The following is a 23,640-nucleotide window of genomic DNA, read 5'->3' on the forward strand; positions in this document are numbered from 1 at the left end:
CTATCAAATCATATATTCTACACTATAGGTTGCATCTGATAAGATACGAGCCAGAAACTGCTTGGTTCGTTCTTCTTGTGGACGACTAAAGAAATCGTGGGGATTGTTCTCCTCTACGATACGGCCTCCATCCATGAAAATAACGTGGTTTGCGACATCTCTAGCAAATCCCATCTCATGCGTGACGACAACCATGGTCACACCTTCTCCCGCCAACTGTTTCAGAACATCCAAAACATCTCCAACCAACTCAGGGTCTAGTGCTGATGTTGGTTCATCTAGCAAAATGACCTCCGGCTTGACGGCAATAGCACGCGCAATTCCTATTCGTTGTTGTTGCCCCCCAGAAAGCTGGGAAGGGTAGTAGTCCTTATAGGCCAGTAAACCAACTTTTTCCAAGGCAGATTCTGCACGTTTTAGCGCTTCTTCCTTGGGAACTTTACGAGCGACGATTAGGCCTTCTAAAATATTTTCCAGAGCAGTTTTGTTTGCAAAGAGATTGTAGTGTTGGAAAACAAAGGCTGTTTTTTGGCGAATTTCTAGAATGTCTTTCTTGCTTAATTTGGCTAAGTCATAAGTTTTTCCTGCCAAGGTCAAACGGCCACTGTCAGCTTTTTCTAAGTGGTTGAGACAACGGAGAAAGGTCGTTTTCCCCGAACCTGATGGTCCTAAGATAACGACGACATCCCCTTGGTTGACCTGGAGATTGACATCCTCCAGGACCTGTCTCTCACCAAATGTTTTTGCGATATGTTCTACTTGTAACATCCTGTCCTCCTATACAAAACGCGCGCTAGATGCTTTCGCTCTCTTTTCTTTTTTCACATAGCCTTTTTCTAATACAGAAAAGCCCCACTGAATCAAACCACAGATCAAAATATACTGCAAAAATATTACAAAATAAGACTCAAAATACTGGTAACCGTAGGACGCTTCTACACGAGCAATAGCGGTGATATCCTTGATGGTCATAACAAAGACTAGGGAGGTCCCTTTGACGATATTGATCACCAGATTGGCCAAGTTAGGCAAGGCTGAGCGCAAGGCTTGAGGAAAAACAATCCTTAGATAGGCCTGGGTCGTAGTCAGCCCAATCGCATGCGCCGCCTCTAGTTGTCCCTTGTCCACCGTCAAGATCGCTGAACGCAAAATCTCCGATAAACTCCCGACTGTCATCAAACTATAAATGATAAAGGCATAGTAGAGAGGATCAAGCTTGAAAATATCAAAGTCACTTCCTATGCTTTTGAGAAATTGATTCAGCAAACTTGGAAACAAACTATAAAAGAAGAGAATCAATAAAATCGGTGGAGTCGCTCGGATAAAAGCCAGATAGACCAGAGAAAAACTCCTCACCCCTCGAACCTTGTAAATCTGCCCCAAGGCTAAAAATAGAGCCGGTAAAAAGCTTAAGACCATAGCCACAATCATGATAATCAAGGTGATTGGCACACCCTTCAAGGTCTCCAGAAAGGTCTTTACAATATAGTCTATATCCATTTCTTACCTCCCTTTTGTTTCCAAAGACTTCTCAAGCAAACGACTCAAGCTAGAAATAACCAAGGCAATCCCCCAGTAAAGAAGCGCAACTGCCGTATAGGTTTCCAGAGAGTAGTTCCCTAAATTGCGACTGATCAAGAGATTGCCTGCCCCCATAACATCAACAAAACCAATCGTATAAGCCAAGGCAGCATCCCGCATGAGATTGAGAATAGCGGTCGTTATATTGGGAAGAGCAACTTGAAAAGCTTGGGGAAAAATGATTCTCCAAAAAGTCTGACTTGGAGTCAAACCAATACTAAGCCCGGCCTCTGTCTGCCCCTTTGGAATAGCTTGATAGGCCGCCTTGAAAACCTCGGCAACAATAGCCGCAAACAAGAGAATCATCGTCAAGAGAACAAAAATAGTTTTAGACCAGTTGTTGATATCCAAACCAAGCCACCATTTCAGAAATTCTGGCAAGCCATAAAAGACTAGAAAAAGCAAGACAATCGGCGGTGTACAACGAAGGGTAAAGATATAGCTTTTGGAAATCGCTGCAAAACTCTTGTCATCTCCTACTTGTGCCCAGGCCAAGAGACCTCCAAAAAGGGAACCAAGAAGAGTGGTAAAAAAGAGAATGGACAAGGTCATAGGAAGTGCCTTCCATAAGGTCGGCAAAAACTGAAAGACCTTGGAAAAATCATAAGAAACCATGCAAAACCCTTTCTAGTCTTGTAATTTCTGGTCTAGTCTTTGTCTACATAACTAAAGACATCTTCTTTAAAGTATTGCTGAGATAGCTTAGCAAGCGTGCCATCTTCCTTCAACTCTTTGATTGCTTTTTCATATTCTTTAGCGAATTGCTCACCCTTTTCATCACGGTGAATCAAGGGATAAGTTGGAATACCCTTGTATGGGAACCAGCTGAGTTTATCCGCATATTGGTGGTAAGGGCCATCTTCTGCGGTAACTGCTTTTTCAAAGGACAGTTTGATATCAAAGAAGGCGTCATAACGTCCTTCCAAGACCCAGGCATAGGCATCTGCCACTTTAAAGGATTCAGCTGCTGTTAGCTCAATCGGTGCATCCTGATGTTTTTCATTGTAGCTGGTGATGACATTCCATTGAGCATTCTGTGGAGAGATGGGAACCAATTTCCCTTTATTCTTAGCAAAGTCATCAATGGTTTTGTATTTCTGTTCATCTTCTTTTCTGACAGTAAATCCGATGATGCTCGCTCCGACTGGTTCAGATGGAATGACAAACTTTTTAGCTCGTTCATCTGTGTACCAAGCTCCCTTGGTTCCGATGTCATACTTGCCTGATTCCAGACCAATCAAGAGGTCATCATCACTGGTACCCGTATATTCAAATTGATAGTTTGCCAACTTCTCATCAACAGCCTTCAAAACAGCTACCTCATAACCATCTGATTCCCCTTTTTCATTGACAAAGTCATAAGGTACATAGTTTTGTGTATGGGCAACCTTCAAGGTTATAACTTCAGCAGACGAAGCCGTTTCTCCCTCCTTGGCTGGAGCGCCAACTAAACTTCTCCCGATAATCGTTGCCCCAATTACTGCAACAACTGCTACACCACCGATAATCCATGCTTTTTTACTCATCTTTTTCTCCTTTAGTTTTCAAGCGCTTCTCTCACCCACTGGATACGTTCAACTGCGATATCACTTGGAATGGTACAATCTGCCCCAAGTACCAAGCCCTGTTCCCCAGCTTCTGCAACTAGTTTCTTTGCCTCAGCCTGAATGGCATCCTTGCTACCAGTATACAGCAAGCCTGTCTTGCCATTTTCGAATCCTCCAAGAACCGTACGTCCCTTGAAAATCTCACGACCTTCCTTGAGAGTGATTCCCTCTGGTCCTACAGCCCAGTTAAAGACTTGGGCTGGGTAGTCTGCAAAAAGATGAATATCATTTCGCGCTCCCTCGTAGCCACAGATATGAAGAACAGTGACGCCACCAACAGCACTAGCTGCTTCCAGAACCGTTATCTCGCTAGGGGCAATGACGGCTTGATAATCTGCTGCCGACACTCGTTGATCTTGGATACTCTGCACGCTGAGATAGATTCCATCAGCACCAGCCTCTTCGATGACAGCTCGACTGAGACTCGCAATATCTTCTGCAATCACATCCAACACCTTTTTAAGGGCTTCAGGATCTTCCACCAGAAAGTCTGCAATAAGGTCATCGCCACCAGACACTTCCCCCAGTAGCCACTTGAGATAGGTCACAGGAGCAAAAATATTGTAAATCGCAACAATATCTTCTGTAAATTCTTGCTTGATTTTCTTAACCAAGTCCACCTGCTCTTTTATCCAAGCATGATCTGTTCCGAGTGGTTGAATAGTTGCCAATTCTTGAAGTGATTTTCCTTTGGCAATCGCTGGATTTGGATAAGCAAAGTAGCCATCACTCATGAGTTTGATAAAGTCTGGCTGAACTTCTCGTATAAAGCGCTTATGGCCCTCGATATTCTTCTCGATAATGACTGGATTTGAGAAACCGTGTAGCCATTCGTCTTCGGATGTGAAATGGTGCCAAAAGCCAACTGGCACACGTTCAACCTTTTCACCTCTAAATGCTTTTAAAACCCATTCTTTTTTTTCTGACATTCTTATTCTCCATTTCTTACTTTTTCAACTAATAAACTGCTTGCGATATCATTCGAGCGTAGAAAGGGGAGACTGGACTTGGAAAAATCCTGAACTCCACGACATCTCTCTCCATTTTTGCAGTGCCCATTTTTTACGACGCTTATGGCAATCAAAGCCAGCAAACCGACAACTGCAATGAAGATTCCCCATCTTTTACTTTTCATAGCTCCTCCTTTTAGAGAACAGCTGCCTGCCGAATCCAGTCCAACCTCTCTAAGTCAAAGTCATCTGGAACAGTACAGTCAGCTCCCAGAAGAACGCCTTTACTACCAGCTTCAGCCAGCAACCGTCTTGTTTCATCTTGCAATTCCGCCTTGGAACCTTGATAAAGCAAGCTTTTCTTGCCATTTTCAAATCCACCTAAAAAGGCCTTGCCTGGAAACAACTCTTGCCCCTGTGTCAAACTAACATCCTCATGGTGGGTCGCCCAGTTGACCACTTGAGCTGGATAGTCCTTAAATATCGTCACATCATTGCTCGCACCTTCAAAACCACAGATATGGAGGATATTGGTCCCACCAACCTGATTGGCTGCCTCCAAAATCGCTATATTGCTCGGTTCGATATAGGTTTTGTAGAGTGCTGGTGTAATGCGCTCATCTTGAATTTCCTGGGTGCTGAGGTAAATCCCGTCAACACCGCCTTGCTGGATGATTTTCTGAGTTAGGATAGCAATATCTCCTGCAATCACATCTAGAATCGCTCTGAATTGCTCAGGATTTTCAAGCAATAGATCAGCCACTTCCCTATCTCCTCGAGAAGTTTCTGTACGGAACCAGCGCTTGAGGTAGGAGATAGGCGAAAAGATATTGTAGAAAGAAGCAATCTCTTCGGTAAAGGTCTCTCGAATCGCTTGTACCACTTCCACCTGTTGCTGAATCCATGGGTGTTCCTCACCAATCGACTCAATAGAAGTCAGCTCCTGAATGCTTGCGATCTTAGGACTATAGACATTACTTGGATAAAGGAAAAAACCGTCGCTCATAATTTTGACAAAATCAGGGCGAATCCTTTCCACATAGTTGCGATGCCCGTCAACACTTTTTTGAAAGATACGTGGATTGTTTAATCCCTGCCCCTTTTCTTCGAGTGTTACAAAATGAAACCAAAATCCCACAGGAACTCTTTCCACTTCATCGCCTCGAATCGCTCTAAAGACTAAATCTCTTTTACTTGCCATACCTTTCTCCTTCCATTTGGATTGAAACCATCTTACCACTCCTTTTCCCCTTTTCCCAATATATATTGACTATCAACTCGATTAGAAATTTTTATATCTATGAAGAAAAAAATCCTTGAAAAGCTTGACGTTACTAGCCTTTCAAAGATTCTCTTTATTTTCATCTATTTTTCAAAAAGGAGCTGATATAGATTTTCTATCAAGCCGATTGGAAATTTTTATATCCATCTTCATTCCCAAATTAAGTACATAATTTTATCCTAATACCAAATTACTACTGAAAAATTTCTTTTATCACGATATTTCCTTGCACAAATCCCATGAAAACGCTACAATATTAATAGACTATTATTAGGAGGATGGGATTATGAAAATATCCAAAGTTACCATTACAATTGCTTCTACACTTGCTTCCGTCATTTTACTGACTGGCTGTGGCACAAATTCGGTAAATTCACAGACAACACAAAGTAGTACATCTGACAATCAGGTTACAATGACCTATGATCAGTTGCGTTCAAGAGAAAATACTATGTCAACTCTTTGGTATCAAAAAGCAGCTGAGACCAAGGCACTCTATCTACAAGGTTACAATGTCGCTACTGATCGTTTGAAAGAACTACTAAAAACACAGACAGATAAACCCTACTCTATCGTTTTGGACTTAGACGAAACAGTATTAGACAATAGCCCTTATCAAGCGCAAAATGTCAAAGATGGAACAGCATTTACCCCAGAAAACTGGGATGTCTGGGTAAAAAAAGCTGCAGCCAAGGCTGTACCAGGTGCTAAAGACTTTCTCCAATTTGCAGACAAAAACAGTGTCCAAATTTACTATGTATCTGACCGTACGATAGATCAGGTAGATGATACGATCAAAAACCTAGAAAACGAAGGAATTCCTGTACAAAGCCGCGATCATCTCATGTTCTTAGAAAAAGGCGTCAAATCTAAAGAAGGTCGTAGACAAGCAGTCCAAGAAAAAACCAACTTAGTCATGCTACTAGGAGACAATCTTGTGGACTTTGCAGAGTTTTCGAAGACCTCTGAAACTGAGCGCGACCAAAAATTAGAGGAATTACAAAAAGAGTTTGGTGAGAAATTCATCATTTTCCCTAACCCAATGTACGGATCATGGGAAAGCACTGTTTACAATGGTAATAAATTGGATGCCAAGGGTCAAACTGAAGAGCGCCAAAAAAACTTACAAGGTTTTGATAAATAAAATAAGAGAGCTATCTACCAGTTTACACAAACCACAAGATATCGTATTTGCGAGAATATCAAAAAAGACGACTTCCAAGCGGAAATCGTCTTTTTTGATATTTTATCTTGTACTTGGTATAAACTAGTATATATTCCACTAGATAGTATGCTCTATCGCTTGTACCACTTCCACCTGTTGCTGAATCCATGGGTATTCCTCACCAATCGACTCAATCGATTGAATTTTTTTATATCCTCTCTTTCATGGCAAAGTAAGCTCGTACTTTGGGGGCCACTTGTGTGCCGAAGAGTTCAATAGCTCTCAAAACTTGATCATGTGGCATAGAACCAAGCGGTAGATGGAGCATGAAACGGTCCAAGTCTAAATCCTCAATCATGCGAATCAATTTTTCTGCTACCTGATCTGGATTTCCCACAAACATGGCACCATTTGGACCAACTTGCTCCAAATATTGCTCATAGGTCAACTCCTGCCAGTGTGGACGGTCTTTGGAAATTGCATCCACCACTTGCTTGGTCGGATGGAAATAATCTTTGACAGCCTGCTCGCCATCTTCCGCAATCCAGCCCCAAGAATGAGCACCCACTTTCAGGTCTTTATCCGCATGACCGGCTTCCCTACCAATCTCACGATAAGCTTGAATCAACTTTTTAAAATAACGTGGATTGCCACCGATAATGGCATAGACAATCGGCAACCCCGCCTGAGCAATCTTCACTGTTGATTCGACATGGCCACCTGTCGCCACCCACAATGGCAATTTGTCCTGAACTGGACGGGGATAGACTTCTTTTCCAGCAATGCTTTGGGTCAATTGACCTTGCCAGTCTATCTTGGTCTTTTCATTGACTAACTGGAGCAAGTCTAATTTCTCATCAAAGAGAGCTTCGTAGTCTTTCAAGTCATAACCAAACAGAGGGAAGGATTCGGTAAATGAACCACGCCCAGCCATAATCTCCGCACGGCCATTTGACAAGGCATCGATGGTGGCATACTGTTGGAACAAGCGAACCGGATCCATACTCGAGAGAATGCTGACTGCACTAGTCAAACGAATCTTTTTGGTATTGACTGCCCCAGCTGCAAGAACAATCTCTGGCGCCGATACCGCAAAGTCCTCCCGATGATGCTCCCCAATCCCGTACACATCCAAACCAACCTTATCAGCCAGCTCAATTTCTGCCACCAACTGACGAATGCGTTCATCATGACTGTAAATCTGCCCAGTCGCTTCTAGAGCTGTTGCTTCACCAAATGTTGAAATCCCTAATTCTACCATCCTGTTTCCTCGCTATCTCTTTTAGTTTTAGGGTATTTTATCACTAATTAGTTTTATTTTCAATACATTTGCTCATTAGAAAAAGTCTAGATGAACTAGACTTTCTTAGCTTATTCTACCTGTAGTTTATTGTCTTTCAGAGTTAACTTCGAGTTTTCTGTCAATTCTGTTTGTTCAAAAGTGTAAATCGTCTCACCCTTTGTATCAATCATGTACCATACTTGGTCTTTACGGACAACCAGGGCAAGCTCCGTACTATTTGTGTCCTCATTTTTGACAGACAATGGAAAGGCCTTGTCCACACCTTCCAGAGCTACTTTATTCCCTGTTTTTAATTCTACTAGGTAGTACACGCCATCCTTTGTACCAAAACTGTAGTTCCCATTAATCTTTGTGTGGCTATCATAGTTTTTCATTAGAATGGAAGTTTTATCCATACCATCAAATGCCTTTTTAAATTGTTCTTTCTGCTCTTCAGCTTTCTTTTGATCTTGAGACTGAACCGTCTCTTGCACCGCAGCAATCCGTTCCAGGTTTTGCTTTTTCGCTTGTCTCTGCTGATGGATCAAGATCGTACGTATCAAGTAAGAACTAGACAAGACGATACCAACCAGCATAGCAATAATACTTTTTTTCTTCTTCATTTTCTTCTCCTTATAAAAAATTAAAGGCGAGCAAAAATACTCCTCACTCAAGTATACCAAGAGAGAGCAAAAAAGTCTAGATGAACTAGACTCTTTTAGTTTATTCTACTGTTACTGACTTAGCAAGGTTACGTGGTTTGTCCACATCAAGACCACGGTGGAGGGTTGCAAAGTAAGCGACCAATTGTGTTGGCACGACCATTGAGATTGGTGAGAGGTAAGGGTGGACGGTCGTAAGGACGATATCGTCTGTGTCTTTAGCAACATTTTCCTCTGCGATAGTGAGAACCTTGGCACCACGAGCTGCGACCTCTTGGATATTTCCACGAGTGTGGTTGGCAAGAACTGGATCTGACAAGAGGGCCAAGACAGGTGTCCCCTCTTCAATCAAGGCAATGGTTCCGTGCTTGAGTTCTCCTGCCGCAAAGCCTTCACATTGGATGTAAGAAATCTCTTTGAGTTTGAGACTGGCTTCCATGGCTACATAGTAGTCTTGACCACGTCCGATGTAAAAGGCGTTGCGAGTTGTTTCAAGAAGGTCACGAACCTTTGCATCAATGGTTTCTTTTTCAGAAAGAGTTGATTCGATAGACTGAGCTACGATTGACAACTCATGAACCAGGTCAAAGGCTTGCGCTTTGGCATTGCCGTTTGCTTCTCCGACTGCTTTTGCAAGGAAGGCAAGGGCTGCGATTTGTGCTGTGTAGGCCTTGGTTGATGCCACGGCAATTTCAGGACCCGCGTGAAGGAGCATTGTATGGTTGGCTTCACGTGAAAGAGTTGATCCTGGAACGTTTGTCACTGTCAAGCTTGGAATGCCCATTTCATTAGCCTTGACCAAAACCTGACGGCTGTCAGCTGTTTCACCAGACTGGCTGATAAAGATGAAGAGTGGTTTTTTGCTGAGAAGTGGCATACCATAGCCCCACTCAGATGAAATTCCAAGTTCAACAGGTGTATCCGTCAACTCTTCCAGCATCTTCTTAGAAGCAAATCCTGCGTGGTAAGATGTTCCAGCTGCAAGGATGTAGATGCGATCTGCATCTTGAACAGCCTTTATGATAGCTGGATCTACAACAACTTGACCAGCCTCATCTGTGTAGGCTTGGATGAGTTTACGCATCACCGTTGGTTGCTCATCAATTTCCTTGAGCATGTAGTAAGGGTAAGTCCCCTTACCGATATCTGACAAGTCTAGCTCAGCAGTGTAGCTAGCGCGCTCACGGCGATTGCCATCATAGTCTTGAACTTCGACACTATCAGCCTTGACGATTACCAACTCTTGGTCATGAATTTCCATGTATTGGTTGGTCTCACGAATCATAGCCATAGCATCTGAGCAGACCATGTTGTAGCCTTCTCCAAGACCAATCAAGAGTGGTGATTTGTTCTTAGCGACATAGATGACATCTGGATTTTCAGAGTCAATCAAGGCAAAGGCATAAGAACCACGAATGATGTGAAGGGCTTTTTTGAAGGCTTCAAGAACTGAGAGACCTTCTTCTTCTGCAAATTTCCCAATCAAGTGAACAGCGATTTCCGTATCGGTTTGCCCCTTGAAGTGGTGACCTGCAAGGTATTCTTCCTTGATTTCAAGGTAGTTTTCAATCACTCCATTGTGCACCAAGACAAAACGTCCCGTCTCAGAGCGGTGTGGGTGAGCATTATCTTCCGTTGGTTTCCCGTGAGTCGCCCAACGCGTATGTCCGATACCTGTTGTTCCCTCAACACCAGCTGTCTTAGCAGATAATTCTGCGATACGACCGACAGCCTTGACTAGATGATTTTCAGCACCACCTAGGACAAAAATCCCCGCAGAATCATAGCCACGGTATTCGAGCTTTTCAAGCCCTTGAATCAAAATATCAGTTGCATTTGTGTTTCCAACAACACCAACAATTCCACACATAGTATATACGACACAGACCAGCTGTGCTTTCTCCTTAAATTGGTATAGTCTAATTCTCGCTTTACGGAATCAGCAAAAACAGTATATACTTGTTTTTCTTACTTGTCAAGAATAAAAATTGGTATAGTTTTTCTATCTGATATTTTATCAAGATTTCACTTGATACCTGACAAGTTAGCATCAATTACTTATAATAAGGGGAGGAGGTATTTGCCATGTGGTTTTTCTTCGCACTTTTATCAGCTATCTTTGCAGCCTTAACATCAATTTTAGCCAAGATTGGGATTGAGGGAGTTCCATCCAATCTAGCAACTGCTATTCGTACGGTCATCGTCATTCTGATGGCCTGGGCAATGGTTTTCTTGACCAATAGTCAGACCGAAATTGTCAATATCAGTAAAAAAAGTTGGCTCTTTCTCATCTTATCAGGCTTAGCCACTGGCGCCTCCTGGCTCTGCTACTACAAGGCACTACAGATGGGCAATGCGACTGAGGTATCTGCTGTCGATAAATTCAGTCTCGTCATTACCCTCGTTCTAGCCTTTTTCTTCCTACAGGATGTCCTGACGTTTAAAACAATTATTGGCTGTATCCTGATTACGATTGGGACCTTGGTGATGATATTGTAATAAAAAGTGAGATGAATACCATCTCACTCTTTTTATTCTTAAAATCCATTACGATAGCTGAGTTCCTTAAACCAGTGGCCTGATTTCTTCAGGCGACGTTCCTGCGTTTCCAAGTCAAGCTCAACCAGACCGTAGCGATTTTTATAACTGTTGAGCCATGACCAGCAATCAATAAAGGTCCAAATCAAGTAGCCCTTACAGTTAGCACCGTCTTCGATAGCACGGTGGAGTTCACGCAGATGCCCTTTGACAAAGTCAATACGATAGTCGTCCTGAATCATGCCATTCACACGGAATTTATCTTCCCCTTCAACACCCATGCCATTCTCTGTCAACATCCACTCGATATTACCATAATTTTCCTTGATATTTTGAGCGATATCATAAATCCCCTGCTCGTAGATTTCCCAACCGCGGTGAGGATTGATTTTACGGCCCGGCATGATATAAGGCTCATAGAAATGTTCTGGCAAGAGTGGACTGTCTGGATGCTTAGCAAAACGTGGCGCCATAACGCGCAAAGGTTGGTAGTAATTGACTCCAAGAAAGTCCACTGTATGCTCCCGAATGAGTTCTAACTCTTCAACAGTGTACTCTGGCAGCAAATCATACTCAGCTAAAATCTCTACTAACTCTTCTGGATAAGCTCCCAAGACAGACGGGTCTAGGAAAGATTGGGCTTGAAAGAGGTCGGCAATGCGCGCAGCCTTGACATCTGCGGGATGCTGACTACGTGGGTAGGCTGGTGTCAAGTTGAGAACAATCCCAATCTTAGAATCAGGCAAAATCTCATGACAAGCCTTAACCGCAAGACTACTAGCCAGTTGCGTATGATAAGCAACCTTAACCGCCGCTTTGGCATCTACCTTATGAGGATAGTGGGCATCATAGAAATAGCCAAATTCTACAGGGACAATGGGCTCGTTAAAGGTAATCCATTGGTCCACCAAGTCGCCGTAAGTCTCAAAACAAAAACGAGCATAGTCTTCATAAGCCTTGACAGTTTCCTTATTTTCCCAACCATCGCCGTCTTCTTGGAGGGCAAATGGCAGGTCGAAGTGATAGAGATTGACTAAGAGACGAATCCCCTTGGCCTTAATGTCTTCAAAGACCTGACGGTAGAAAGTCACCCCTTGCGGATTGACCTCTCCACGCCCCTGTGGGAAAATACGAGACCACTGGATAGAAGTTCGGAAGGCTGTATGCCCAGTCTCTACCAAAAGCTCAATATCCTTTTTCCAGTTTTCATAGAAGGTAGATGTTTTGTCAGGTCCAATTCCATTGTAATAACGGTTTGGCTCCACCTGATACCAATAATCCCAGAGATTATCTCCCTTGCCATCACCTGGCACTCGTCCTTCTGTCTGTGGTCCAGAAGTGGAGGAACCCCAGACAAAATCCTTTGGAAATTTTAACATTGTTATACCTCTTAACTTGATGATGTATTCTTCACTCTCATTATATAGAAAAAACAAGGTAAAAACTAGTTACATTTTTGCCTTGTTTTTCTTCTGATTAAAGTTTTTATTTCTTGCTTAGAATTTCAAGGGTTTCGAGCAAGTTGTCTGCATGAACTTCGATGGTGTCACCAGTCGCCTTAATCTTAACTTCTACGATGCCATCAGCTGCTTTTTTCCCGACAGTGATACGGATTGGCAACCCAATCAAGTCGCTATCGCTAAATTTAACCCCGACACGTTCGTTACGGTCGTCTGTCAAGACTTCGTAACCAGCTCCCATCAAGCTTGCTTCAAGTTTTTCTGTTAAGGCTTGCGCTTCTTCGTCTTTGACATTGACAGTGATCAGGTGCACATCAAATGGTGCCAATTCTTTAGGGAAGTTAACTCCCCAAGCATAACGGTATTCCCCTTTAGGCGTTTTGTTGACAAAGAGGCGAGCGTGTTGTTCCATAACTGCCGAGAGAAGACGGCTAACACCGATACCGTAACATCCCATGATAATTGGCACAGCACGACCATTTTCATCCAAAACATCTGCACCCATGCTTGCTGAGTAGCGAGTTCCGAGTTTGAAAATATGACCAATCTCGATACCACGGGCAAAGTTAAGAACACCTTGTCCGTCTGGTGAAATTTCACCCTCACGAACTTCGCGAATATCTACGTATTCTGCAGTAAAGTCACGACCTGGGTTCACACCCGTCAAGTGGTAGCCATCTTCGTTAGCCCCCACAACAGCATTACGAACATCTTGCACCTTACGGTCTGCAATGATTTTCACATTTTCTGGCAAACCAACTGGGCCAAGCGAACCAAAGCCAGCTGAGATAACATTTGCTACTTCTTCCTCGCTCGCAACATCAAAGAAATCTGCTCCCAAGTGGTTCTTCAACTTGACTTCATTGAGTTGGTCATTTCCAACTAGAAGGGCTGCAACAAGCTCACCATCTGCCATGTAGAAGAGGGTTTTGATTGTTTGTTCTTCTGGAACGTTGAGGAAGGCTGCCACTTCATCGATGGATTTAACACCTGGAGTTTCGACGCGAGTCACTTCTTCTTCCGCAACGACACGGTTACTTGGTTTGTACTCGTTTGTTGCCATTTCTAAGTTAGCCGCATAGCTAGACTCACTTGAGTAGGCAATAGTGTCTTCACCAGAAACCATCCATTTGAGCAATTCTGCCTTGATTTCTTCTTGTACTTCTGCAGGAATTTCATCAAATGAGGCAACTGACTTGTCTAAGACAACCCAGCGATCAAGGTCTGTACGGGCTGGTGTAATGGCCATAAATTCTTGGCTATCCTTACCACCCATAGCGCCACCATCACCAATGATGGCCTTGAAGTCCAAGCCACTACGAGTGAAAATACGTTCATAGGCCGCCTTGTACTCGTCATAAGTCACATCCAAACTATCGTAATTAGCATGGAAACTATAGCCGTCTTTCATGATAAATTCACGCGTACGGAGAAGTCCGTTACGTGGACGTTTTTCATCACGGTATTTCGGTTGGATTTGGTAAAGGTTGAGTGGCAATTGCTTGTAAGATTTCACAGAGTCACGAACAATAGCTGTAAAAGTTTCTTCGTGTGTCGGACCTAAGATAAAGTCTGACTTTTCACGGTTTTTCAGTTTATAAAGGTCTTCACCATAGGTTTCATAACGACCTGATTCACGCCAAAGATCAGCACTGAGAAGTGCAGGAGCCAACATCTCCACCGCACCAATCTTATCAAACTCTTGGCGCATAATATTCTTAGCCTTTTCAATCACACGGTTAGCAAGTGGCAGGTAAGAATAAACACCAGCAGAAACTTGACGAACATAACCAGCACGCAACATAAGGGCGTGGCTGATAACTTGAGCATCGCTTGGCATTTCGCGAAGCGTTGGGATTAGCATTTTACTTTGTTTCATAATATTCCTCGATTATCTAAAAGAAGAGTCGCATAATGTCATTCCAGGTCACAGCTAGCATCAAGACAACCATGATAACTACACCAGCCATGGTGACATAGGTTTCAATTTCTTGTTTAAGGGGTTTCCGGCGGATAGCCTCTAGGATATTGAGCACAATCTTTCCACCATCCAAAGCCGGAATCGGAATCAAGTTAAAAATCCCGATATTGATGGAAATCATAGCTAGGAAATAGAGGACATTCTCAAGACCATTTTTAGCAGCATCGCTACTTGCCTTAAAAATGGCAACGGGACCACCGAGTTTGTTCAAATCTGGATGGAAAATCAAGTTTTTCAGAGCCGAAAGGATGCGGAGCCCAGAGTCAGCAGCTGTCGTAAATCCACCAACAAACATGGATAGAAAGTCTGACTTGACCCCCGGTTGAACTCCGAGAATATAGCGTCCTTGATTTTCTTCTGGAGTCACAGTGACTTGTTTTTCGCTACCATTTTCAGAAATGGTCACATCTAAGGTCGGGGCAGTCTTGTCCTTGGTATCTGCTTCCACAGCCTGGGTCAAGTCTTGCCAATTCTTAACCTCATGCGAGCCGACCTTGGTGATTTGAGCTGTCTCAGCTACGCCCACCTTAGCCAAAGCTCCTTCTGGCATGACATGAAAGAGATTGGTCTGAGTATCTCTAACACCGCCCTGCAAAAAGATCAAGATCCAAAAAACAACAACACCTAAGATAAAGTTATTCATAGGACCTGCAAAGTTGGTGATGAGTTTGCCCCAGATAGAAGCATTTTGATACTGTACATCCAAAGGAGCGATGCGCACTTCGGTTCCGTCTTCTTCAACAACCGTTGCATCATGATCCACTGTAAAAGTCTTTTCTTCTTCCAGGACCAACCCCTTGATAAAGAGCTTGTCTTCAAAGTCAAACTGGGTTACCTGCATAGGAAGAGCCGTTTGATCCAGTTTCTTCCCTGAGAGGTTGATCCGTTTGACCTTACCATCATCAGCAAGTGTTAAACTGACTGGAGTTCCTGTCTTGATTTCTGTCGCATCATCACCCCAGCCTGCCATACGAACATAGCCTCCTAGAGGAAGGATTCGAATGGTATAAGCAGTGCCATCCTTACCGATATGGGAAAAAATCTTGGGCCCCATACCAATGGCAAATTCACGAACTAGAATGCCTGATTTCTTGGCAAAATAAAAATGTCCAAACTCATGCACCACCACAATAATCCCAAAAACGAGGATAAAGGTTAGCAATCCAATCATTCAATATTCCTTTCTTTAAAACAGGCCAAATAAGTGCATCATTGGAAACACAATCAGCATGCTGTCAAAGCGATCCAACACACCACCATGTCCAGGGATAAATTTTCCAGAATCCTTGACACCGAAATGGCGTTTCATGGCACTCTCAATCAAGTCACCAAACTGACCTGCTACACTGAAGAAGGCTGCAAAGAGACTCATTCTATAAATCCCATAAGGAAGAGCAACTGTGCTGTCCACTAACATGAAAATCACTGTTATCAGTACCGCACCTAGAATACCCCCGACAAAGCCCTCAATACTCTTATTAGGAGAAACTCTCGGCGCCAACTTATGTCTACCAAAATTCATCCCTGTCAGGTAGGCTGCGCTATCTGTCGCCCAAACGATAAAAAGGGCCAAAAGTACCTTGTCAAAACCTGCCACCCGAGCATCTAGTAAGGCATTGAAACCAAAACCAACATAAAAACTCACAGCAATTGGAAAGGCTGCATCTTCAATCGTATAGCTTCTACTGAAAACTGTCATCCCTAACATAATTGTAATCAAAACACTGTAGGCCACTACATTGCCATCAACCGGCAAAAAAGTTAGGTAATTTTCTAAGGGGATTGTGAGTGCAAAGGTTGCAAGGAGGGTCAAGGTGCCCTCAATGGTCATGGTCTTTAGTCCCTTCATGTGCAGGAGCTCATGGACGCCTAGCATTGCTAACAAGCCAATCCCTATCTGCAACAGGAGCCCGCCAACAAACAAGACGGGAAGGAAGATAAGCAGAGCCAGTCCGGCAAACAGTGTTCTCTCTTGTAAATCCTTGGTCATATTTTCTCCTAAACTCCTCCAAATCGGCGATGACGACGATTGTAGGCAAGAATTGCTTCCTGTAAGGCTTCCTCGTCAAAATCAGGCCACAGGGTATCCATAAAATAGAGCTCACTATATGCCCCCTGCCATGGAAGGAAATTGCTCAAGCGTAATTCTCCACTGGTACGAATAATCAAGTCCGGATCTCGCACATCCTTAGGTAAATGTTGGGTGAAGAGATAATTGCCAATCAATTCCTCTGTGATATCACCCGGATTGATTTTCGCATCTAAAACATCCTGAGAAATCAGCTTAACAGCCTGTGTAATCTCAGCACGTCCACCATAGTTAAGAGCAAAATTGAGAATCAAACCCGTATTGTTCTTAGTCAATTCCTCTGCTTTTGTCAAAGCTTCAAAAGTCGGCTTAGGCAGACGGTCCGTCTCACCAATCATCTGAATTTTAACATTATTTGCATGCAATTCAGGAACATAGTTATCATAAAACTCGACTGGTAAGTTCATGATAAACTTGACTTCCTGATCCGGACGCGTCCAATTTTCCGTTGAAAAGGCATAAACCGTGATGACCTTAACGCCCAGTTTGTTGGCCGCCTTAGTCACCTTTTGGAGGGCTTCCATCCCTGCCTTATGACCAAAAACCCGTGGTTGCATGCGTCTTTTAGCCCAGCGACCATTCCCATCCATGATGATGCCAATATGATTAGGAACCTGTATTGGAACCTCTACTTCTGCAGCTTTATCTTTCTTAAAAAATCCAAACATGATCTTATTCCTATTCAAAAATCTATCGTTTTATTATACCATACTTCCCTATTTTCTTCTATTGCTAAGTTACTATCATTACTTGTAAGTAACAAAAAATAAGCCGCCTGATTGGGCGACTTTATTTTATAGGGAGATTATTATGAAAAAGTTTTAGGAGTTTAAGTTAAGTTTCTCTTAACTTATGGACTTAGTATACCGTTCCTAACTTAAATTTTTCTTAAGTTTTTTGAAAAAGTGAGATTTTCCCATTTTTCTTGCCAATTTTTCTTGGACAGGCGTTCTTGATAGAGCTTCATCCGGTCCTCATTGTCTAGGAAATGAGGAGTTGGGGATACGTAAAAGTTAAAAATATCCTCTAAACCATAAGGCGCAAAGAGCTCTAAAGTTGCGTCGGCATGCAAGCGAAGCCCTATCGCTGTACAGCGCTCGGGATATTTACTCATGGCATCACGAGAACTCGTGTAAGGCGCTGTGTGGGGACTGTGTAGATGCATATAAACCTGATTTTTCAACTCCCACTGATACTGAGGGAAATCTTCTCTCAGCTTGTTCTCTAGGGATACTGTTTCCTCATAAGAAACATCTGGATCAAAGAAAATCACATCCACATCCGTCTCACGGTCAAAAGGCGATTTGTCTGACAAGAGATTCCAGATGAAATTCCTGACAGAACCTGCTGCCAACCACGAATCTTTCAGATCAAGGTCACGAATGATGGTCAGAATGGTCATCATATCTGGATTTTCTCTAAAAACGTCTAGAATTTCTTGCTTATTTTTCATTGTATTCATACCCTAAATGCTCATATGCCTTAGCTGTCGCCACCCGTCCAGAACGAGTTCGCATGATAAATCCTTTCTGGATGAGGTAAGGTTCGTACATATCTTCGACCGTCTCGCGTTCTTCTGCTATATTAACAGAAAGGGTTCCCAGTCCTACAGGACCACCACCATACATCTCAATCATGGTGCGAAGGATTTTTTGGTCCACATAGTCCAAACCTTCATGGTCTACATCTAACATGGTCAAAGCCTTATCGGTAATGACATCATCGATAACCCCATTTCCCATAATCTGGGCAAAGTCGCGCACGCGCTTGAGGAGACGATTGGCGATACGAGGAGTTCCACGACTGCGTAAGGCCAGCTCGGCAGCTGCCTCATGAGTGATTTCCATCTCAAAAATATCTGCTGTCCGCTCAACAATTTCCGTCAAATCATTATGGGCATAGTATTCCATATGACCTGTAATCCCAAAACGTGCTCGCAGAGGATTTGAAAGCATACCGGCTCGGGTTGTCGCACCAATCAAGGTGAATGGTGGCAAGTCCAAATGAACACTACGACTGCCTTCTCCAGCCCCAATCATGATATCAATGTAAAAGTCCTCCATGGCACTGTAAAGCACCTCTTCCACCGACATGGGCAGGCGATGAATCTCGTCAATAAAGAGAACATCTCCAGGCTCCAAATCATTCAAAATAGCTACCAAGTCACCCGCTTTTTCAATGACAGGACCAGACGTTTGCTTGAGATTGACTCCCAGTTCATTGGCAATAACAAAGGCCATGGTCGTTTTCCCCAAACCTGGAGGCCCAAATAAGAGTACATGGTCCAGCGCCTCATCACGCATTTTAGCAGCTTCGATAAAGATTTGCAGCTGGTCCTTGACCTTGTCCTGACCGATATATTCACGTAAATATTTGGGACGGAGGGTACGTTCTACCAACTCCTCATCACCCATGATTTCATTATCTAAAATTCTACTCATGCTCCTATTATAGCAAAAATCCAGCCTACAAACAAAAAAGCCACCTGATTGGGTGGCTTCTTTAGGGAGATTATTATGAAAAAGAAAAGTTTAGGATTTCATTAAATAAAGTTAGGAGGTCTTTATTTAATGATTATATAATACAAGATGAATCTTAAAGCTAACTTAACTTTTTCTCTGATTTATCATTTTTTTTAAATTTTTTTCAAATGGAATTTTCTTTTTCAAGCCACAAAAAAGCCACCTGATTGGGTGACTTCTTTAGGAGATTATGATGAAAAAGAAAAGTTTGGGATTTCATTAAATAAAGGGTACTCAATGAAAATCGAAATCAGACTAGGCAGATAGACGCAAGCGTAACGATAGTTAGCTAAGTCGACTCTAACGAAGGCTGGTGAGATTTTCGAAGAGTATTAGGAGGTCTTTATCTAATAACTATATAATACACGAGGAGACTTAAACTTTACTTAATAAAAAATAATTTTTTTATCTTTTTCGATCCACCCAAATCATCCCTGTGCAATCATAAGTAGATAGGGTTTCAAAGCCCAGAGAACGGTAGAATCCCAAGTTTTTATCTGTTTGGTCTGTCACCAGTTGGACTTGATAGGCATCTTTGTAATCACCTAAAGCCTCTTTCATCAAGTCGCTACCAATCCCTTGGCGCTGATAGCTAGGCAAAACGATCAAATCCTGGACAAAAATAGATGAAAAACCATCTCCGACCAAACGGACCAAGCCAACCACGGCATCTCCATCACGTGCCAAATAAATCGCTAATGAGTGACACAAGGCCTTCTCCAACATTTGAGGTTGATGTGTATAATTTGTCCATCCAACTGCCTGATAGAGATGCAAAACATCTTCTAACTTGACAACTTCTTGCTTTCTCACGCTAATCATGTCATCACCTCTTAGAGCTCTCTCAAGCTCTTATACTGCCGTCCATCTTTATCAAAGTTTTCAGGAGCCAGCCATGCTTCCAAACGAGCTTTAACTTGAGGCCAGTCCTTATCAATCATAGAGAGCCAATCCGTATCCCGTGTACGTCCCTTATAAACGACTGCCTGGCGGAAGGTTCCTTCATAGACAAAGCCCAAACGCTCCGCAGCTCGTCTGGATGGGAGATTGAGAGCATCGCATTTCCACTCATAGCGACGATAGTTAATCTCCTCAAAAACATACCGTGCCAGGAGATACTGGGCTTCTGTCCCTATACGTGTTCCCCTGAGTTCTGGAGAAAAAGTGACAGCACCCACTTCTATTACTCGGTTATTCTGATCAATGCGCATGAGAGAAAAAGTTCCCAAGGCCTTACCAGTTGCCTTGTCTACAATCGCATAGTAAAAGCGATCCTTACGAGCCAACATCTGATTTAAGACGGTAACCAGTTCCTCCATATCTGCCACTGGTTCCTGAAAGAGGTAGGTCCACATCTCCCGAGGAGTACCTGGACCATAAACAGCTAATAAATCCTCCGCATGCTTTTCCAGCGAAAGAGCCTCTATTCGAGCGTAGCGCCCTTCTAAGAAATCAATGGAAGGCAATTCTCCTGGAGTATAACCTTCCATTGACTCACCAATTATCTGACCATATTCATTTACTGGCATCGTTTTTCTCCTTGTTTTACACTGAAAATACTATATCCTAAATTGCTCTATATGGAAACTAGCGTTCTCCTCAAACCTCATCCTCAACACTACATTAGTGATTCGTTTTCTTTCTTTTATCTTCTAAGGCTTGATTAATTCGTTGGGTTAGTTTGTGAGTTTGCCAGATCTGGTACAACCATATCAGTCCATAAATTAATAAGAAAAAGAACCAAAGCAAGGGACTCAACAATGCTGAACCCCAGCCAAAAAATAAGTAGGTCAATACTAAAATAGTAGCTGTCGCTAATAAATGAACTCCCACACGCATACTATAAGCAAGAAACTCTAGCCTTTCAAGGATTAAGGTCAATACCCCCATAATTCCACTCATCAAAAACAAAGCTAGAATATTTTTTGTCGTTGGTGCGGGATAGGTAATACCTGAATAAAACTGAGCCAATAACACCAAACTCAAATAAACAAAGGAGGCCGTACGCATTCCTGATACAAAATAAGCAATCAATCGCTTCATGATTTTCTCCTATAAACCTAGATAATCCATTAAGGACTTAACGTATTTCCGACTCACACTCGATTTGAGACCCCGAGTCATCTTAGCCATCATGTTCCCTGAAAAGCTATCCGATAATGACTCTAAATGGTCAATGTTTATAACTGAATGACGTGATATCTGTATGAAATTACGCCGGTTAACCCGATTCTGAAAGTTTGTCAATGTTTCCTTAGTTTTATAAATCCCATCTACCGTATAAATGGTCAACAAATTCTTATCAATATCTGCTAGAATAAGATCCTCAATTTTCACCATAACCAGATGATCATCCGTTCGAATAGGAATGACCACCTGATTAGTCGTTGAAAATTGTTCTAAATACTCCATGACTTCTCTTGCTTGATCGGTTAACTGAGCTGCCTGAATTAAAATGTGTGGGTCTTTTTCTGAAAACTCTGTCTTCATTTCAAAACGAATCTTCATTTTCTCTCCAATACATCTTTATTTTCTCTTGCTAAACACTTTAACAAATAACATCCAAAGAAGAATAGCGACGAGACTGATAATAACTACTATAAAGTATGTTTCTTCCTTTGTCAATAGTTCTTGCCAGTTGATTTGGATTCCCATTTTTTCTTGAAATTCCTGTAACAGACTGTTATTTCCTGAAAATGCGGTCTCTAACTGCTCTTTCATCAAGACTTGTCGATAGAGAGAAGCAATATAAGTTGCAGGGGTACATTTCATGAAAAGCTGTGCAGAATCAGGTAATACTCCAATGGGGATATAAGTCCCTACTAAAAATCCAGAGGCAGTTCCCACTATCGTTGCCAGTTTACCAAGGCTATCTACAGATTGAAAACGGTAAATCAAGAGAACATTTACCAAACTTGAAAGCAGACTGCTTAACAGCATAATCAAAGCGATTTCCGGTAAATGACTGATAACTGGGCTCTCTTTAAAATAAAAACTCATAACAGCATACATAAACACCTGCATGACAAAAGAAATGACAATACTACTGATTAGATAGGACGCCTGTAAGCCCCAGTTACCTAAATCTGTCAAGAAAAGATCTTGATCCACTTGATTTTCGCGATCCTGTACCATTTGTTTAAGAGCCGTAAAACTGGTTGTCATCCCAGTCACAGCCAACGTCCCACCCATCAGCCAGTTATTCAAAAGGTTCGTACTATTAGGGAGTTGGGACCAAGAGTCCGTCAAATTCTTCTGCAAAAAAATGATATAAAGGAGGAAGGAAATCAATGCCCCCAATAATGAGAAAAATACCCCCGAACGATTACGAAAATATAAGATAAAATTCCGTTTCAATAAAGCTAACATTAGCGAACCTCTCTTCCTGTAAGTGCAATAAAGGCATCATCCATAGTACCCGGACGAAACTCAAAAGAATCAATTTCTTCTCGAACTTTTGCCAAATATTCAATGGCTTCCTGTGACGTCCCTGGATAAAAAAGATATTCCAACTCATTTTCTTCCTCTACTGTCATTCCAGCCTGTAGCAATTTTTCTAGAGCCTTCATTTCCTTAAAACGAATTTTTAGGATATTAGATGCATACTGGCTTTTAATAGCAGTCGCAGAACCTTGCGCAATCACTTTCCCATGATCAACGATATAGATCTGATCCGCTTCATCTGCTTCATCCAGATAATGTGTCGTTAAGATAATAGTCATACCTTCATCCTTTTGTAGTCGATACAGTAGATCCCAGATGGATTTGCGAGTCTGAATATCAAGACCTGTCGTTGGTTCATCCAAGAAAAGAATATCTGGTCGCGAAAGAAGAGCACGCGCAATATCAACCCGACGTTTTTGCCCACCTGACAAAGTTCCATAGAGTTGTTTCTGGAAAGCAGTCAAACCCAGTTGATGAATCAAATCATCCACACGACTTGCTGCAATCTCCTTATACTGTTGAGCACGAATCGTGAGATTTTCCCTAACCGTCAACATCTCATCCAGTACACTAGCTTGAAAAACCACTCCGATTTTCGTATTTGGCGCATATCGAATCTGACCTTGTGTCGGCTTTTTCAAACCGATTAACATGGAAATAGTGGTTGATTTCCCTGCACCATTGGGTCCCAAAATAGCATTGAAACTTCCTTTTTCAAACTCTAACTGAATATCATCGACAGCCATATGATTGCCGTACCGTTTAGTCAAATGTTTAGCTTGTAAAATCATATTTTTTCCTCCTCTTAACCACACTAGTTTAACAAAAAGAATGAAAGAAAAATTGACTTTTGAGATAAGCAGTTAAAATGAAAGGCCAAGTGGTAAAATAATGGGGGTTAAATTAAAGTAGAGCAGGCTCGTTTTTCTCCTATCGAATCACTAGAGGAAGTTTAAAATCACTTACAACCACACATTATATTTTTAAACATGTGCTATAAAAGAGGTGTTTTATAGCATCCGGCAGAAAAATCCAAGAGTCAATAGTATTGTTCTCGCTAAACCAAACAATAAAAAA

General features: G+C 42.3%; 25 protein-coding genes. 2 read left to right on the plus strand and 23 right to left on the minus strand.

Annotated elements, in window-relative coordinates; translation table 11 throughout:
• Positions 1-3: 3 nt before the first annotated feature.
• Genes SOR_RS08380 through SOR_RS08410 form a run of 7 tightly spaced genes read right to left on the minus strand, consistent with a single transcriptional unit; the run spans position 4 to position 5,339 of the window.
• The gene (locus SOR_RS08380) at positions 4-768 is read right to left on the minus strand and encodes an amino acid ABC transporter ATP-binding protein (RefSeq protein ID WP_000942252.1); all 765 of its coding nucleotides are present in this window, start codon (positions 766-768) and stop codon (positions 4-6) included.
• A gap of 9 nt (positions 769-777) precedes the next feature.
• Positions 778-1,500: an amino acid ABC transporter permease gene (locus SOR_RS08385; protein ID WP_000350565.1), complete on the minus strand. Its 723-nt coding sequence runs from the start codon at positions 1,498-1,500 to the stop codon at positions 778-780.
• 3 nt (positions 1,501-1,503) lie between these two features.
• The gene (locus tag SOR_RS08390; RefSeq protein WP_000255453.1) at positions 1,504-2,196 is read right to left on the minus strand and encodes an amino acid ABC transporter permease; all 693 of its coding nucleotides are present in this window, start codon (positions 2,194-2,196) and stop codon (positions 1,504-1,506) included.
• A gap of 32 nt (positions 2,197-2,228) precedes the next feature.
• Positions 2,229-3,107 (minus strand): transporter substrate-binding domain-containing protein, encoded by an 879-nt coding sequence (locus tag SOR_RS08395; RefSeq protein ID WP_000037010.1) that lies wholly within the window; start codon positions 3,105-3,107, stop codon positions 2,229-2,231.
• A gap of 11 nt (positions 3,108-3,118) precedes the next feature.
• Complete coding sequence (locus SOR_RS08400) at positions 3,119-4,117, minus strand: uroporphyrinogen decarboxylase family protein (protein WP_001290987.1); 999 nt, start codon at positions 4,115-4,117, stop codon at positions 3,119-3,121.
• A gap of 2 nt (positions 4,118-4,119) precedes the next feature.
• A complete protein-coding gene (locus SOR_RS08405) occupies positions 4,120-4,323 on the minus strand; it encodes a hypothetical protein (RefSeq protein WP_000837735.1) in 204 nt (67 codons plus the stop codon).
• 11 nt (positions 4,324-4,334) lie between these two features.
• Entirely contained in the window at positions 4,335-5,339 is a 1,005-nt protein-coding gene (locus SOR_RS08410; protein ID WP_000157307.1) for a uroporphyrinogen decarboxylase family protein, read from the minus strand.
• A gap of 367 nt (positions 5,340-5,706) precedes the next feature.
• Here SOR_RS08410 and SOR_RS08415 point away from each other — a divergent pair, with 367 nt between their 5' ends.
• On the plus strand, positions 5,707-6,564 hold the full coding sequence (locus SOR_RS08415) for a 5'-nucleotidase, lipoprotein e(P4) family (protein ID WP_000703385.1): 858 nt from the start codon (positions 5,707-5,709) through the stop codon (positions 6,562-6,564).
• Between the two features lie 229 nt (positions 6,565-6,793).
• On the opposite strand, the gene SOR_RS08420 is transcribed toward SOR_RS08415, so the two are convergent.
• The 3 genes from SOR_RS08420 to glmS form a co-directional block, all read right to left on the minus strand.
• Positions 6,794-7,846: an LLM class flavin-dependent oxidoreductase gene (locus tag SOR_RS08420; RefSeq protein WP_000229752.1), complete on the minus strand. Its 1,053-nt coding sequence runs from the start codon at positions 7,844-7,846 to the stop codon at positions 6,794-6,796.
• A 110-nt stretch (positions 7,847-7,956) separates the two neighbouring features.
• Positions 7,957-8,490, minus strand: a complete 534-nt coding sequence (locus tag SOR_RS08425) for a hypothetical protein (RefSeq protein ID WP_000727575.1) — start codon at positions 8,488-8,490, stop codon at positions 7,957-7,959.
• Positions 8,491-8,590: 100 nt separating this feature from the next.
• The gene (gene glmS, locus SOR_RS08430; RefSeq protein WP_000334299.1) at positions 8,591-10,399 is read right to left on the minus strand and encodes a glutamine--fructose-6-phosphate transaminase (isomerizing); all 1,809 of its coding nucleotides are present in this window, start codon (positions 10,397-10,399) and stop codon (positions 8,591-8,593) included.
• A 215-nt stretch (positions 10,400-10,614) separates the two neighbouring features.
• Between glmS and SOR_RS08435 the strand changes: the two genes are divergently transcribed.
• On the plus strand, positions 10,615-11,028 hold the full coding sequence (locus SOR_RS08435; protein ID WP_000264202.1) for an EamA family transporter: 414 nt from the start codon (positions 10,615-10,617) through the stop codon (positions 11,026-11,028).
• Positions 11,029-11,066: 38 nt separating this feature from the next.
• Here the strand turns inward: SOR_RS08435 and SOR_RS08440 are convergent, their stop codons facing one another.
• The 13 genes from SOR_RS08440 to SOR_RS08500 form a co-directional block, all read right to left on the minus strand.
• Entirely contained in the window at positions 11,067-12,446 is a 1,380-nt protein-coding gene (locus SOR_RS08440) for a glycoside hydrolase family 1 protein (protein WP_000911357.1), read from the minus strand.
• A 106-nt stretch (positions 12,447-12,552) separates the two neighbouring features.
• Complete coding sequence (locus tag SOR_RS08445; RefSeq protein ID WP_000814024.1) at positions 12,553-14,406, minus strand: proline--tRNA ligase; 1,854 nt, start codon at positions 14,404-14,406, stop codon at positions 12,553-12,555.
• A gap of 16 nt (positions 14,407-14,422) precedes the next feature.
• Positions 14,423-15,679 carry an RIP metalloprotease RseP gene (rseP, locus tag SOR_RS08450; RefSeq protein WP_000579743.1) on the minus strand — a complete coding sequence of 419 codons (1,257 nt, stop codon included), beginning with the start codon at positions 15,677-15,679 and terminating at the stop codon, positions 14,423-14,425.
• A 15-nt stretch (positions 15,680-15,694) separates the two neighbouring features.
• The gene (locus SOR_RS08455) at positions 15,695-16,498 is read right to left on the minus strand and encodes a phosphatidate cytidylyltransferase (RefSeq protein ID WP_000159107.1); all 804 of its coding nucleotides are present in this window, start codon (positions 16,496-16,498) and stop codon (positions 15,695-15,697) included.
• Positions 16,499-16,506: 8 nt separating this feature from the next.
• A complete protein-coding gene (locus tag SOR_RS08460; protein WP_000466694.1) occupies positions 16,507-17,265 on the minus strand; it encodes an isoprenyl transferase in 759 nt (252 codons plus the stop codon).
• 209 nt (positions 17,266-17,474) lie between these two features.
• Positions 17,475-18,059: a nucleotidyltransferase family protein gene (locus SOR_RS08465; protein WP_001094984.1), complete on the minus strand. Its 585-nt coding sequence runs from the start codon at positions 18,057-18,059 to the stop codon at positions 17,475-17,477.
• The gene (gene ruvB / locus SOR_RS08470) at positions 18,040-19,038 is read right to left on the minus strand and encodes a Holliday junction branch migration DNA helicase RuvB (RefSeq protein ID WP_000086797.1); all 999 of its coding nucleotides are present in this window, start codon (positions 19,036-19,038) and stop codon (positions 18,040-18,042) included. The genes SOR_RS08465 and ruvB overlap by 20 nt, the downstream gene beginning before the upstream one ends.
• A gap of 486 nt (positions 19,039-19,524) precedes the next feature.
• Positions 19,525-19,941, minus strand: coding sequence for a GNAT family N-acetyltransferase (locus SOR_RS08475; protein ID WP_000626618.1), 417 nt, complete (start codon positions 19,939-19,941; stop codon positions 19,525-19,527).
• An 11-nt stretch (positions 19,942-19,952) separates the two neighbouring features.
• Complete coding sequence (locus SOR_RS08480; RefSeq protein ID WP_001144888.1) at positions 19,953-20,648, minus strand: GNAT family N-acetyltransferase; 696 nt, start codon at positions 20,646-20,648, stop codon at positions 19,953-19,955.
• Positions 20,649-20,742: 94 nt separating this feature from the next.
• Positions 20,743-21,162 (minus strand): DUF3021 domain-containing protein, encoded by a 420-nt coding sequence (locus SOR_RS08485; protein ID WP_000825486.1) that lies wholly within the window; start codon positions 21,160-21,162, stop codon positions 20,743-20,745.
• 9 nt (positions 21,163-21,171) lie between these two features.
• Positions 21,172-21,627 (minus strand): LytTR family DNA-binding domain-containing protein, encoded by a 456-nt coding sequence (locus SOR_RS08490; protein ID WP_000701941.1) that lies wholly within the window; start codon positions 21,625-21,627, stop codon positions 21,172-21,174.
• An 18-nt stretch (positions 21,628-21,645) separates the two neighbouring features.
• On the minus strand, positions 21,646-22,488 hold the full coding sequence (locus tag SOR_RS08495; RefSeq protein ID WP_000880498.1) for an ABC transporter permease: 843 nt from the start codon (positions 22,486-22,488) through the stop codon (positions 21,646-21,648).
• Entirely contained in the window at positions 22,488-23,354 is an 867-nt protein-coding gene (locus tag SOR_RS08500; protein WP_000602877.1) for an ABC transporter ATP-binding protein, read from the minus strand. Before SOR_RS08500 ends, SOR_RS08495 begins: the two co-directional genes overlap by 1 nt.
• Between the last annotated feature and the right edge of the window lie 286 nt (positions 23,355-23,640).

Origin of the sequence: Streptococcus oralis Uo5 (genome assembly GCF_000253155.1) — a bacterium.
GTDB classification, from domain to species: domain Bacteria; phylum Bacillota; class Bacilli; order Lactobacillales; family Streptococcaceae; genus Streptococcus; species Streptococcus oralis_L.